Source organism: Intrasporangium mesophilum (genome assembly GCF_054783095.1).
Genome location: NZ_BAAGRF010000057.1, coordinates 1 through 13,256, shown reverse-complemented (window position 1 = coordinate 13,256; position 13,256 = coordinate 1). Strand labels below are relative to the sequence as shown.

Sequence of the window (13,256 nt, the reverse complement as noted above, 5' to 3'; positions counted from 1 at the left end):
CACTTCCTCACTGCTCGGGGACGTTGGCGTCGAGCTCGTTGAGCCAGGTGGCCGCGGTCGCGTCGGACGGCATACGCCAGTCTCCGCGCGGCGACATGGAGCCGCCGGCGACCACCTTGGGCCCGTTGGGCAGCGCGGAGCGCTTGAACTGGTTGGCGAAGTAGCGCTTGATGAACACGTCCAGCCACGCGCGGATGGTTGCGAGGTCGTATGCCGTCCGCTCGCTCTCCGGGTAGCCCGCCGGCCAGTCGCCCGCCTCGGGATCGTGCCAGGCGTGCCAGGACAGGAAGGCGATCTTCGACGGGCGGTAGCCGCGGCGGAGCACGTGGTAGAGGTTGAAGTCCTGCAGCGAGTAGGGCCCGATCGAGGCCTCGGTGCTCTGCGGCCTGTCTCCGTGCTTCGTCGGCACGAGCTCGGGAGTGATCTCGGTGGCGAGGATGGAGGTCAGCGTCTCGCCGACGTGGTCCTCGAACTGGCCGGAGGAGACGACCCACCGGATGAGGTGCTGCATCAGGGTCTTGGGGACACCGACGTTGACGCCGTAGTGCGACATCTGGTCGCCGACGCCGTACGTGCACCAGCCGAGCGCGAGCTCGGACAGGTCGCCGGTGCCCAGGACGATGCCGCCGCGCTGGTTCGCGATCCGGAAGAGGTAGTCGGTGCGCAGCCCGGCCTGGACGTTCTCGAACGTGACGTCGTAGACCTCCTCGCCCCGTCCGAACGGGTGCCCCATCTCCGTGAGCATCTGGGTCGCGGTGGGCCGGATGTCGAGCTCGTCCCACGTAACGTCGAGCGCCTCCATGAGCGCGATCGCGTTGCTCTTGGTGTGGTCGCTCGTCGCGAAACCGGGCATCGTGAAGGCGAGGATGTCGCTGCGCGGCCGGTCGAGCCGGTCCATCGCCTTGGCGGCGACGATGAGCGCATGGGTCGAGTCGAGACCGCCGGAGACGCCGATGACGATCTTGGGCTGGCCGATGGCGCGCAGGCGCTGCTCGAGGCCCGAGACCTGGATGTTGTAGGCCTCGTAGCAGTCGAGGGCGAGGCGCTCCTCGTCGTCGGGGACGAACGGGAAGCGGTCGACCTTGCGCATCAGGCCGATGTCCTCGGTGGGCGGGTCCAGCGTCACGTCGACAGTGCGGAAGGGCGCGATGCGCTCGGCGATGCTGCGCCTGTTGTCGTCGAACGTGCCCTGCCGCTGCCGCTCCTGGCGGAGCAGGTCGAGGTCGATGTCGGCCACCGAGTGGCGTGGCCCTTCGGGGAAGCGGTCGGTCTCGGTGATCAGCGCGCCGTTCTCGTAGACCATCGTCATCCCGTCCCACGACAGGTCGGTGGACGACTCTCCTTCTCCCGCAGCGGCATACAGGTATGCCGCGAGGCACCGGAAGGAGGCGCTGCGGGCGAGCAGGTGGCGGTCCTCGGCACGCGAGACCGTGATCGGCGACCCGGAGATGTTGGCCAGGACGGTCGCACCGGCGAGTGCAGCCTCGGCACTCGGTGGGACGGGCACCCACATGTCCTCGCAGACCTCGACGTGGAGCACGAAGCCGGGCACGTCGGTCGCGCGGAAGAGCAGGTCTGGCCCGAAGGGGACGCGGTCTCCGGCGACCTCGATGGTCTGGCCGCGCTGGTCGTCGCCGGGGGCGAAGTGGCGGCGCTCGTAGAACTCGCGGTAGCTGGGCAGGTAGGACTTCGGCGCGACGCCGACCACGCGACCGGCGTGGATCACCACGGCGCAGTTGTAGACGCGCGAGCCGTGCTCCAGTGGTGCGCCGACGACGACGAGCGGGCGTAGCTCGGCGGTCGCCTCGGCGATCCGGGCGACGGCGGCGTCGACGGCGTCGAGGAGCGGGTCCTGGAGCAGCAGGTCGTCGATGGCGTAGCCGGACAGGCAGAGCTCGGGAAAGATCGCGAGGGCGACGCCGTCGTCGTGCAGGTCGCGCACGTGCGCGATGACCGCGTCGGCGTTGCGCTCCGGGTCGACGGCCACGATCGGCTGGGTACAGGCCGCGACCCGGGCGAACCCCTGGGCGTAGGAGCTGTAGAAGTCCATGGGCACAGTCAATCGCACGTGCGGTGTGACACGAGACTCGCCGCGACAGGGTGCGCCCTCACCGGGGCACTCCTACCATTGGTAGTAGAACGACGAAAGGTGGCGATGATGCCCAGTCACGATCCGATCCACGTCCTCCACCCCGAGGAGAGCTGGGACTTCCTGCGCGCTCACGAGTTCGGCCGCCTGGCGTTCCACCTGCTCGACGAGGTGCACATCGTGCCGATCAACTACGTCGTCGACGGACAGAGGCTGTTGTTCCTCACGATGGAGGGCAGCAAGCTGCTCGGCATGACGATGAACGCCGATGTCGCGTTCGAGGTCGACGAGATCGAGGGTGAGCATGCCACGAGCGTGATCCTGCGCGGCCGCGCGCGTCAGCTCGTCGGACAGGCCGCCTGGGTCGCCGACCGGCTGCCCATGCGCCCGTGGGTGGGCACACCGAAGTACATCGTCGTCGAGATCGACGGCGACGAGATCACCGGCCGCCGCTTCGACCTGCACCGCCCCTGGCTGCACGCCCGGGTCGACACGGACTGACCTTCACCAGCGGCTCAGGTCCTCAGCCGACCGCGTCCCGTCCCTTGACGAACGCGTCGACGCACGCGCGCACGTCGTCCTCGGAGTGCGCCGCCGACAGCTGGACCCGGATCCTGGCCTTGCCCTTGGGCACGACGGGGTAGGAGAAGGCAATGACGTAGACGCCGTTGGTCAGCATGTGGTCGGCGACCTGCGCGGCCCGCCGGGCACCGTCCTCGCCGGGGAACATGACCGGCCGGATCGGATGGGTGCCGGGGAGCAGCTCGAAGCCGGCCTCGGTCATCAGGCGGTGGAACAGCTCGGTGTTGCGGGCCAGGATCTCGCGTTTCTCCGCCGACGAGGCAACGAGGTCGAGCGCGGCCATCGACCCGGCGACGACGCCGGGGGCGACCGAGTTGGAGAAGAGGTACGGGCGCGACCGCTGCCGCAGCAGGTCGACGACCTCGCGGTGCGACGACACGTAGCCGCCGGAGGCGCCGCCGAGCGCCTTCCCGAGCGTGCCGGTGATGATGTCGACGCGGTCCTGGACCCCGAAGAGCTCCGGCGTGCCGCGGCCGCCGGCCCCGACGAAACCGACCGCGTGGGAGTCGTCGACGAACACCAGGGCGCCGAACTCCTCGGCCAGGTCACAGATGCGGTCGAGCGGGGCGTAGGACCCGTCCATCGAGAAGACCCCGTCGGTGACGACGACCTTGCGGCGGGCACCCGCCGCCACCGCGGCCTCGAGCTGGGCCCGGAGGTCGTCCATGTCGGCGTTGCGGTAGCGGTAGCGCTGCGCCTTGCTGAGACGGACGCCGTCGATGATCGACGCGTGGTTGAGCTCGTCGCTGATGATCGCGTCCTCGGCGCCGAAGAGGACCTCGAAGACCCCGCCGTTGGCATCGAAGCAGGACGAGTAGAGGATCGTCGCCTCGGTGCCGAGGAAGTCGCTGATCTTCCGTTCCAGCTCGGTGTGCAGCGTCTGGGTGCCGCAGATGAAGCGCACCGAGGCCATGCCGAAGCCCCACTCGTCCAGCGCCTTCTTCGACGCGTCGACGATCGCCGGGTCGTCGGCGAGCCCGAGGTAGTTGTTGGCGCAGAAGTTGAGTGCCTCTGCCTTGAGCGTGGTGACGTGGGACGACTGGGGAGAGGTCAGCTCCCGCTCGTTCTTGTAGAGGCCGGCGTCCTTGATCTCCTGCAGGGTCACTGCGATCTCGTCCTTGACTGAGCCGTACATCGGTGTCCTTCGCGCGTCGGCGGGCTGGTAGCGCCCCCCAGCGTATGCCGCCCGGCTCGCACCCGGTCACCGCGCGGGCGCACCGGGCCCCGTCGAAGGCCTTGTTCGCAGCCGGCGGATGGCAGGTCCAGCCCCCTCAGATTCTGCTCCGTATTTCGGAGCAGAATCTGAGGGCTGCCTGAAGGGCACTCGGGGCGCCGGGACGTTCGAGCGGCCCACCCTCTGGGCCCCCCACCCATCGTTCGCAACAGTCGCGCCGTGACGGACATCTGGGTAAACGCCTCCGGACCTCGCAGTCTGGGAGGACGCTGGGAGACAGCCCGATCCCTCGGGTCGCTCGGCTCGAGTAGGAGGAGCTCATCATGACGAGCAGGCAGGGAACCATCAGCCTTCTGGACGACCCGGTGGCGCAGCGGCTGTTGCGGTCTCCGCGCCCGGCCCGGCTGGCCTACACGTGGACCGACGGGTCGCCGCGGGTCATCCCGATCGGATTCCACTGGAACGGCACGGAGATCGTCTTCGGCACGCCGACGGACTCTCCGAAGATGCAGGCGCTGGTCGCCGGCACGAGGGTGGCCGTGACCATCGACACGGACGAGATGCCGTACAAGGTGCTGATGGTCCGGGGCACGATCCGGACCGACGTCGTCGAGGGCATCGCCCCTGAGTACGAAGAGATGACCATCCGCAGCCTCGGCGATGAGGCCGGGCGGCAGTGGCTGGCCACCCTGGGGGCCATGATGTCGCACATGGCGCGGATCTACGTCACCCCAGAGTGGGTCGGGATGCTCGACTTCGAGACGAGGTTCCCCAGCGCCATCGAGCGCATGATGGAGCATGCCTCTGGGTGAGCCGGCCGTCGCGCCGTGGGTGCGCGAGCGGTTCGCTGCCGGGCGGGTGGCCCGGCTGGCGACGCTCAACCCCGACGGCCGACCCCACCTCGTGCCCGTCACGTTCGTCCTGGAGCGGCCTGCCGACGTGGTCTGGATCACCGTCGACGCCAAGCCGAAGTCCACGCGCCGCCTCCGTCGCCTGGCCAACATCGAGGCCGACCCGAGGGTCAGCCTCGTCGTGGACCACTACGAGGAGGACTGGGACCGCCTGTGGTGGGTGCGCGCCGACGGAAGCGCGTCGGTCGAGCGGGTCCCGACGGTCGCTGGTGACGCGGCGGTCATCGCGCTCCGGGCGAAGTACCCCCAGGAGGCGGATGCGGACCACCTCGGCCCGCTGATCCGGGTCGAGGTGGAGCGCTGGGCCGCGTGGAGCGCCGCGCAGCCGAACCAGACGTAAACCCTCGAACCACGTGTATCAGCCGCCCCAGCGGAGAACACTGATGGTGCAGGGCCGTCGCGTCGGGTTGCGGCGTGCCCGACGAAGGAGCGCGTCATGGCCAAGCGGGCACTGCTCATCGGCGTCAACAAGTACGCCATCCCTGGCGCCGACCTGCGTGGCTGCGTCAACGACGTCAACGACATCGCCGAGACGCTCCAGCAGGTCCACGGCTTCGCCCCGTCGGACCTGACGCTGCTGCTCGACGAGCAGGCCACGAAGGCGGCGATGGAGCAGCAGATCGCGGCCCTCGTCGACGGCGCGGCAGCGGGCGACATCCTCTACCTGCACTACTCCGGCCACGGCTCGAACGTGCCCGACACGAGCGGTGACGAAGCCGACCACCGCGACGAGATCCTCTGCCCGCACGACCTCGACTGGAACGACCCGCTCACCGACGACTGGCTGCGGGCGACCTTCGACCGCCTCGACCCGCGGGCGAGCCTCACCGTCGTCATGGACTGCTGCCACTCCGGCAGCAACACGCGCGAGCCGCCGCGTCCGCCGGGCACACCGGAGCCGGAGATCATCTCGCGGTTCCTGCCGAACCCCGATGACGTCGAGCGCGGCGGCGGCTTCACCGGCACACCCCGTCGGGTCGGCCGTCGCCGCCGCCCCGACGACGTCCACGACGTGGACATCACCGAGACGCTGATCTCCGGCTGCCGGGACGACCAGACCTCCGCCGACGCCGACATCGCCGGCACCTTCAACGGGGCGCTCACCTACTACCTCGTGCGCGCCATCCAGGACCAGCCGGATGGCACCTACCGCGAGATCCATGCCGCGACGCTCGCCGGGCTGCGCGACAGCTACGACCAGGTGCCCCAGCTCGAGGGCCGGGCACCGCGGTTCGACCAGAAGTTCCTCTCCGCCATGGAGTAATGCATGTCCACCGTCGCGAACAGCACAACCCCGCTCGAGCCCGAGCCACCGCACAACGGCCAGGTGCCTGGCCAGGACACGGACGGCATACCGCCGCAGGAGCCCGCCAGCGCCACGCCGCCACCCGTGCCCGATGCCGCGGCGCCGGCGTTGCCTGGACGTAGCGCAGCGAGCGAGGAACGAGCGAGCGGAGCGGAGGAAGGCAACGCCTCACAGGCGCCGCGGCCCGCGCCGCAGCGAAGCGAGGCGCCAAGTGATGCGCCTCAGGTCGCCGGACCGGCTCCCGAGCCGCCCGACGACGACCCGCGGCCGGCCACGCGGGTGCGGGTGTCGCACGGCGACCTGCGCTTCGCGCGGCATCATGTGCTCGTCGGCCACTACCCCGGCAGCACGCTCATCGGTGGCGAGGCCGCACTCGACGAGCTGCTCGACGGACGCCTGTCGCGGGCAGCCCTGCTCGGCATCTACCCCGGTCCGCTCGAGACCTGCCAGGTCTTCACCGACCCCGACGAGTGGACGCGGCCGCCGGGGGCGATCGTCGCGGGGCTCGGGCCGCTCGGTGCGCTGAGTGCCGCCTCACTCGCCCGCGCGGTCGCCCACGGCGCGCTGACCGCGGCCCTCGCCCACGTCGGCGGCAGCCCTGCGCGCCCGACATCGGACGTTCAGACGCTGTGTTTGTCGACGCTGCTCATCGGCACGGGCTCCGGCGGTCTCCCGGTGCGCGACAGCGTCCAGGCCCTGCTCACCGGAGTCCAGCGTGCCAACGACCGGCTCGCCGACACCAACCTGCCCGTGCACCTGGCCGAGATCGAGATCATCGAGATCTGGCAGGACCGCGCCCTGCAGGCGGTCGAGGCGCTCGAGTCGTCTCTGACGAGTGGCGAGCTCGCGTCGTCGTTCACCGCCGACCTGCGCCTCGAAGCGCGCCCCGGGCGACAGCGACGGCTGCTCTTCCAGGAGCCGACCGGGTGGTGGCAGCAGGTCCGCGTCCGCAGCGAGGACGACGGCGGGCTGACCTTCGAGGCGTCGGTGCGCCGAGCCGGCACTCCGACGCGGACCGTGCCGACGCAGCGGGCCCTCGTGGACCGCCTCGTCGAGTCCCTCGTCGACTCGCCGTCTCCGGACCCGTCCGCGGCCCGGACCCTCTTCGAGCTGCTCTTCCCGAACGAGCTCAAGGCGCAGGCGCCCGACACCGACAACCTCGTCCTGGTCGTCGACCCGGGGTCGGCGCACTATCCCTGGGAGCTGCTCGACGACCACGGCACCGAGGAGGACCGACAGCCGCTCGGCGTGCGCCGCGGCCTCGTGCGCCAGCTCGAGGGCTCGTCCATGCGCAGCCACGTGCTGTCGGCCACGAACAGCCGGGCGCTCGTCGTCGGCGACACCGCGAGCGGGCTCAGCGCTCTCCCGGCGGCTCAGCAGGAGGCGAAAGACGTTGCAAAGGCCTTGCGTTCCAATGGTTTTGAGGCCAATCCCATCGTGGCCGAAAGCGGCACCAAGGTCGTCCAGTCATTGTTCGACGGCCCCTACCGGGTCGTCCACCTCGCCGGGCACGGCGTCTACCAGTGGCCGATCGGTGACGGCACCCAGGCCACGGTGACCGGCATGGTCCTCGGCAACGGCATGTATCTCACCGCCGGCGAGATCGGCCAGATGCGTCAGGTGCCCGAGCTCGTCGTCGTCAACTGCTGCCACCTCGGCGCCATCGGCCCCGGCGGCGACACTCCGCAGACGGGCACCTACCACCGGCTGGCTGCAAGCTTCGCGACCGAGCTCATCGACATCGGCGTTCGTGCCGTCGTCGCGTGCGGATGGGCGGTGGACGACGCTGCGGCCTCGACCTTCGCGAACACCCTCTACGACCGGTTGCTGGGCGGAGCCACCTTCGGCGAGGCGATCAGTGCCGCCCGGTGGCAGACGTGGAACGACTACCAGTCGGTCAACACGTGGGGCGCGTACCAGTGCTACGGCGACCCCGACTACCGCCTGGCCCCCGACGCCGTCGTGCACCACTCGAGCGGGACGCACCGTCCGCCGGCGAGCGCCGAGCAGGCACGGGTCGAGATCGAGAACCTCAGCCAGTCGGTCGACGTCAGCCGCAACACCCGTGCCGGCCTCAAGCGGCTCGCCGAGCTCTACGACGAGCTGTCCCCCGCGGACCGCGAGGACGACGACCTTCAGGTGCTCATCGCCCGCACCTACAACAAGTTCGGCGACTTCACGCATGCCACCGAGTACTTCGAGCGGACCCTCGAGCACGGCGGCACTGCCCTGACCGTGCACGACTTCGAGGTATGGATCGACCAGGTCGTCCGCTCGGCCGCCACCGCGACGTCCGACGGCGGCGCCGTCGACCAGGCCGCCGCCACGATCGAGGCGGCCATCGACAAGCTGCGCAGCCTGCTCGACAACCCTGCGGCACTCGTCCTGGGCACCGAGGCACCGACGGGCAAGGCGTCGAACGGGCTGACCGTCGACCGGCTCTGGCGGGTGGCGAGCGCCTACAAGCGACTGGCCCTGGTGACCTGTCCCGACCGGCCCGGCGCAGCGCCTCGCGCGAGGGACTGGACACGGACGCACCAGGCGCTCGAGCAGATGGCCGAGTGGTACCGGTCCGCCCGCGACGCCGCGGGGCCGGGCGACCGCCGCCGCCACGGCGCCCTGGCGAACTGGCTGGCGGCCGAGCTGGCCCTGCGCTGGCGACCGGTCGACGGCCGCGAGCTGCTTCGCAAGGATGCCGCCAGGGCCCTCATCGACCAGTGCATGGCCGCGGCGAAGGAGGAGGCGTACCTGGCGCCGACCTTCTGGAGCGTCGCGGTCTACGGAGACCTCAAGGTGCTCGATGCCCTGTGGGGGCCGCGCGCCACGGCCGACGAAGCCGAGGAGGCGCTCGACCTCTACCGCAGGGCGAGCGAGCTGGGCAGCGAGGAACAGCTCCGGCAGGTCCGCGACCAGGTGGACTTCCTCATCGTCATGGCCGGCACGGAGGCCCGAGGGCGGGCGACCTTCCTGCGCACCCTGCACGACGGGCTGGTCGCCATCGACGGCGACGCGGGGACGGGCGACGCCGGCTCGGGGAGCTCGAGCGGAACGGCAGGTGACGGGCCGCTCAACGCCTGACGGCATACGCGGCATACGTCGTGCCCGCCGCGAAGCGTCGGCTGTCGAGCAGCTCGAGATCCAGCCGTATGCCGTCCGGCAGGGCGGCGGTGCCGCCGCCGACGACCGCCGGCACCCGGAGCATGCGGATCTCGTCGACGATGCCGGCCCGCAGGGCGTGGGCCGCCAGGTGGGGGCCACCGATGCTGACGTCCGTGTCCGCGCCGGCGACGAACGCCGCGACCACATGCGGGTCGAAGACGCGCTCGAGCGTGGTCCGGCGCGTCGGCACCTCGGTGAGCGTCGTGGAGTACACGACCTTGTCGGCCGCCTGCCAGATCCGGGCATAGTCGTCCCCGGCATCCGTGTCGGGGGCGTCTGTCGGGGCCGTCTCCCAGTAGGCCATCACCTCGTAGAGCCGGCGCCCGTAGAGGTAGGTGGCGGTGTCACGTTCGAGGTCGTTGACGAACTGGTGCACCTCGACGTCAGGCGCGGCCCAGCCGAAGCCGCCGGTCTCGTCGGCGACGTAGCCGTCGAACGATGCGATCGCCGTGTAGATGAGCCTTCCCATGTGTTGACTCTGTCACGCCCGCGTGCGTGCGGGCTTCCTCCCGGCTGGCGAATCGCCTGAGCACGACTAGAGTTACCGGGGTTTGCCCCGGCTCACGAGGTCGGGCGGCTCCCCTCCATTCCCACCAGGAAGCTCCCGTGCCCCGTCGACTCCCCCACGCCTCCGCCGCCGTCATCGGCGCGCTCCTGCTCGGCTCCTGCGGCAGCTCCCCCGCTGCGGCACCGGTGGACCCCCAGCACCCCGCCTGGTCCGCGGTCGCGACGATCGTCTGCCCGGACGACGCCAGCGGGTCGGTCGCCGAGCACAAGGTCACCTGCACGGACGAGAAGGGCCAGCCGCTCGAGGCGGCGTTCTACGAGCAGTCGGTCGACCTCGACCGCCGGGTCAGCACGTTCGAGTGCAAGAACGCGGTCAACTCGGTGGCCGGCAGGGATTGGATGGTCCCGGCCGTCACCGACCAGGACAAGATCGCCCGGCTGCTCGACGCCGGCGGCATCAACCTCTGCTGAGGAAGTCTTCGGTCACGTCGGCCAGCTGGCGGGGCGACTCGGTGTTGAGCACCGATCCCGCCCCGTCGATGACCGACAGCTCGGCGCCGGGCACAAGGTGAGCCAGCTGCTGCGCCGCGGCAACACCCGTCCGGTCCTTGGCGCCCGCCACGACGAGGGTCGGGGCGGACACCTGACGCAGCGACTCCGTGCCGTCGAAGTCCTTCAAGGAGTCGAACACCGCCAGCATCCGTGGGCGCGAGACGCCTGCGTCGACGAGCTTGGCTTCCGGCACGAGCCGCATGGCGAGCTTCTGCATCCGCAGCGCGGTCCTGGACGGCCGGATCAGGGGACCGCCCACGACGAGCCGGCCGACGAGGTCGGGACGCTCGACCGCGATGCGCAGGGCGACACTCGCCCCGATCGACAGGCCGAGGAAGTCGGCCTGTCGGATGCCCTGCAGGTCGAGGTCGTCGGCGACGCCGGCGGCCGCCGCGGCCAGGTCGAAACCGACGGGGTCCTTGGGGCGCAGGCCACGCATCCACGGGGCGTTCATCGGGCGACTCGCGCCGAGCGCCGAGACGAAGTCCTGCCACACGAACGGCGACTGGCCGAGCCCGTGCAGCAGCACGAGCGGGCGAGGTCGGGGGTCCGGGCTCACCTCAGCTCCAGTCGAGGACGACCTTGCCGCACTGGCCCGACCGTGCGGTCTCGAACGCCTGCTCCCACTGCTCCGCAGGGAACCGGTGGGTGATGACCTGGGTGACCGCCGCGCGGAAGCGCTCCGACGTCGCGATCATCTGCGACATGGCGTACCAGGTGTCGTACATCTCCCTGCCGTAGATGCCCTTGAGCGTGATCATGTGCGTGATGACCTTGCCCCAGTCGAGGTCGTAGGACTGGTGCGGCAGGCCGAGCAGCGCGATCCGGCCGCCGTGGTTCATGTTCGAGATGAGGTCGGCTACGGCCGGGGCGGCTCCCGACATCTCGAGGGCGATGTCGAAGCCCTCCTTCATCCCGAGGTGACGCTGGGCGTCGGCGAGCGACTCCCGCGTGACGTTGATGGTGAGGTCGGCGCCGGCGTGCTCGGCAAGGGCCAGCCGGTAGTCGCTGGCGTCGGACACCACGACATAGCGCGCTCCCGCGTGCCGCGCGATCGCGGCAGCCATGACGCCGATCGGGCCGGCGCCGGTGATGACGACGTCCTCACCGACCATCGGCCACTGCAGCGCGGTGTGGGTGGCGTTGCCGAGCGGGTCGAACACGGCGCCGAGGTCGGGGTCGAGGTCGGGGGGCTGGACCCAGACGTTCGAGGCCGGGATGACGACGTAGTCGGCGAAGGCGCCGTCGCGGTTGACGCCGATGCCCTGTGTGCGGATGCACAGGTGCCGCCGCCCGGCGCGGCAGTTGCGGCAGACCCCGCACACCACGTGCCCCTCGCCGGAGGCGCGGTCACCGACCTGGACGCTGGTGACGTCCTCGCCGACCTCGACGACCTCGCCGTAGAACTCGTGGCCGATGACGAGTGGGGGCCGGACCGTCGACTCGGCCCAGTCGTCCCAGCCGGCCAGGTGCAGGTCGGTGCCGCAGATGCCCGCCCGGAGCACGCGGATCTTGACGTCGGTGGGGCCGCAGGTGGGTTCGGGCCGGTCGAGGAGCTCGAGTCCGGGGCCTGCGGTCAGCTTGGTGAGGGCACGCACAGGGAGAGTCTGCCACCCGCCGTTTCACCCCGATAATGCTGTGGTGACCAGCAGTGTCGAAGGCGAGCGGGTAGCCGACGCGGTCGCTCGGCTGCGCGCCGAGGGCGAGCGCGTGACCCCGGCGCGGTATGCCGTCCTGCGGGTCCTCGACGCAGCGGACGCCGATGAGCACCTGACCGCGGAGCAGATCGGTGCGCGCGTCGCGGAGGTCGAGCCCTCGGTGCACCGGGCGACGGTCTACCGGACGCTGACGTCGCTGTCGGAGATCGGCATCCTGTCTCACGTGCACCTCGGCGGTTCGGCGGTCGTCTACCACCTCGCGGGCGCTGAGACCGTCGAGCCGGCCACCGCACCCGGTCACGCGCACGTCCAGTGCCACCACTGCGGCAAGGTCTTCGACGTCCCTCCTGAGGCGTTCGAGGGTGTGGCGGCCCGGCTGCGCGAGACGCTGGGGTTCACCCTCGACACCAGCCACGCCGCCCTGCTGGGCACGTGCCGGGAGTGCGCCTCGCACAGCTGAGCGAGAGGGGCGGTCGGTGCGAACAGCGGTCGCGCGCCTACCCGATCCGACCCGGGCTGGACCTCGTGGGCCGGGACCGCGAGACCGCCTACCGGAGCCAGTCGGGGCTGGATCCTGTAGTCGGGCGTCAGTGCGACAGGTTCACCTTGATCTGGGCGACGATGAGGGCCAGCACGATCGTGATGAAGCCGAAGAGCAGCGCGCCCTTCACCGACGCGCCGTTGCTCCGGCGCACGAGGTAGCCCACCGCACCGATGAACGCCGCCAGCACCAGCCGGACGATGCGCAGCTCGGCGGACTCGGGCACCAGCAGGACCGCGAGGGTCGCCACGATCGCGACGGCGAGCCCGCCGACGAGGTGGGCGACTGCCGCCTCACCGTCGTGGCGGCGCAGGGAGCCCTCGCCCGCGACGTGTGCAGCGACGACGAAGGCGAAGACGTGGGCGAGCACGAGACCGAGCGTGATGCCCCAGATCGTCTCGACGAGGCGCAGCGCGGTGGTCCCGGCCAGCGTGGTGTCGAACAGCGAGAGGGCACCGATCAGACCGATCGCCACATAGAGCGCCATCGTCAGTGCGTCCCGGCGCAGCTCTGGGTCGTGGTGCACCGGGACGGTCCGAACGTGCTCGTCGTGAGGCGGCTCGCTCATGGTCGGAGCGTAGCGCGGGACGCCTGGGACGAGCTGCTCACTCGAGTGGAAGGGGTGCAGCCAGGAGTCGGGGTGCGGGTCAGGGGGTGGGACGCGTGGGTGCGCTGGGTGCGCTGTCGGACCAAACGCTCATGTAAGGGACTCCGGCGGTTGATCACCGTCAGGGTTCCGGGATTGGGTGAGGGTTCCGGCTGGTCCGGTGAGTGGCG

13 protein-coding genes are annotated in these 13,256 nt (G+C 70.6%); 7 read left to right on the top strand and 6 right to left on the bottom strand.

Going from position 1 to position 13,256, the window contains the following annotated elements; all coding sequences use genetic code 11:
* Positions 1-7: 7 nt before the first annotated feature.
* A complete protein-coding gene (locus ACYVLP_RS24165) occupies positions 8-2,050 on the bottom strand; it encodes an NAD(+) synthase (protein WP_460629833.1) in 2,043 nt (680 codons plus the stop codon).
* A gap of 108 nt (positions 2,051-2,158) precedes the next feature.
* On the opposite strand from ACYVLP_RS24165, the gene ACYVLP_RS24160 reads away from it, so the two are divergent.
* Positions 2,159-2,590, top strand: a complete 432-nt coding sequence (locus ACYVLP_RS24160; protein WP_460629832.1) for a pyridoxamine 5'-phosphate oxidase family protein — start codon at positions 2,159-2,161, stop codon at positions 2,588-2,590.
* A 22-nt stretch (positions 2,591-2,612) separates the two neighbouring features.
* Here ACYVLP_RS24160 and ACYVLP_RS24155 read toward each other — a convergent pair whose 3' ends face one another.
* Complete coding sequence (locus ACYVLP_RS24155) at positions 2,613-3,806, bottom strand: glycine C-acetyltransferase (RefSeq protein WP_460629831.1); 1,194 nt, start codon at positions 3,804-3,806, stop codon at positions 2,613-2,615.
* 362 nt (positions 3,807-4,168) lie between these two features.
* Between ACYVLP_RS24155 and ACYVLP_RS24150 the strand changes: the two genes are divergently transcribed.
* The 4 genes from ACYVLP_RS24150 to ACYVLP_RS24135 all read left to right on the top strand — a co-directional run bounded on the left by ACYVLP_RS24150 (position 4,169) and on the right by ACYVLP_RS24135 (position 9,140).
* Positions 4,169-4,657 (top strand): pyridoxamine 5'-phosphate oxidase family protein, encoded by a 489-nt coding sequence (locus ACYVLP_RS24150; RefSeq protein WP_460629830.1) that lies wholly within the window; start codon positions 4,169-4,171, stop codon positions 4,655-4,657.
* On the top strand, positions 4,644-5,096 hold the full coding sequence (locus tag ACYVLP_RS24145) for a TIGR03668 family PPOX class F420-dependent oxidoreductase (RefSeq protein ID WP_460629829.1): 453 nt from the start codon (positions 4,644-4,646) through the stop codon (positions 5,094-5,096). Before ACYVLP_RS24150 ends, ACYVLP_RS24145 begins: the two co-directional genes overlap by 14 nt.
* A 96-nt stretch (positions 5,097-5,192) precedes the next feature.
* Positions 5,193-6,020 (top strand): caspase family protein, encoded by an 828-nt coding sequence (locus tag ACYVLP_RS24140; protein WP_460629828.1) that lies wholly within the window; start codon positions 5,193-5,195, stop codon positions 6,018-6,020.
* 3 nt (positions 6,021-6,023) lie between these two features.
* Entirely contained in the window at positions 6,024-9,140 is a 3,117-nt protein-coding gene (locus ACYVLP_RS24135) for a CHAT domain-containing protein (protein ID WP_460629827.1), read from the top strand.
* On the opposite strand, the gene ACYVLP_RS24130 is transcribed toward ACYVLP_RS24135, so the two are convergent.
* Positions 9,130-9,690, bottom strand: a complete 561-nt coding sequence (locus ACYVLP_RS24130; RefSeq protein ID WP_460629826.1) for a dihydrofolate reductase family protein — start codon at positions 9,688-9,690, stop codon at positions 9,130-9,132. The two genes, ACYVLP_RS24135 and ACYVLP_RS24130, sit on opposite strands and share 11 nt — an antisense overlap.
* A 137-nt stretch (positions 9,691-9,827) precedes the next feature.
* Here ACYVLP_RS24130 and ACYVLP_RS24125 point away from each other — a divergent pair, with 137 nt between their 5' ends.
* Entirely contained in the window at positions 9,828-10,199 is a 372-nt protein-coding gene (locus ACYVLP_RS24125; RefSeq protein ID WP_460629825.1) for a hypothetical protein, read from the top strand.
* Here the strand turns inward: ACYVLP_RS24125 and ACYVLP_RS24120 are convergent.
* Both ACYVLP_RS24120 and tdh read right to left on the bottom strand, forming a co-directional pair.
* Positions 10,186-10,839: an alpha/beta fold hydrolase gene (locus ACYVLP_RS24120; RefSeq protein ID WP_460629824.1), complete on the bottom strand. Its 654-nt coding sequence runs from the start codon at positions 10,837-10,839 to the stop codon at positions 10,186-10,188. The two genes, ACYVLP_RS24125 and ACYVLP_RS24120, sit on opposite strands and share 14 nt — an antisense overlap.
* Before the next feature lies 1 nt (position 10,840).
* Positions 10,841-11,878, bottom strand: a complete 1,038-nt coding sequence (gene tdh / locus ACYVLP_RS24115) for an L-threonine 3-dehydrogenase (protein WP_460629823.1) — start codon at positions 11,876-11,878, stop codon at positions 10,841-10,843.
* A 43-nt stretch (positions 11,879-11,921) separates the two neighbouring features.
* Here tdh and ACYVLP_RS24110 point away from each other — a divergent pair, with 43 nt between their 5' ends.
* A complete protein-coding gene (locus ACYVLP_RS24110) occupies positions 11,922-12,398 on the top strand; it encodes a Fur family transcriptional regulator (RefSeq protein WP_460629822.1) in 477 nt (158 codons plus the stop codon).
* 127 nt (positions 12,399-12,525) lie between these two features.
* Here ACYVLP_RS24110 and ACYVLP_RS24105 read toward each other — a convergent pair whose 3' ends face one another.
* Positions 12,526-13,047: a hypothetical protein gene (locus ACYVLP_RS24105; RefSeq protein WP_460629821.1), complete on the bottom strand. Its 522-nt coding sequence runs from the start codon at positions 13,045-13,047 to the stop codon at positions 12,526-12,528.
* Positions 13,048-13,256 lie beyond the last annotated feature (209 nt).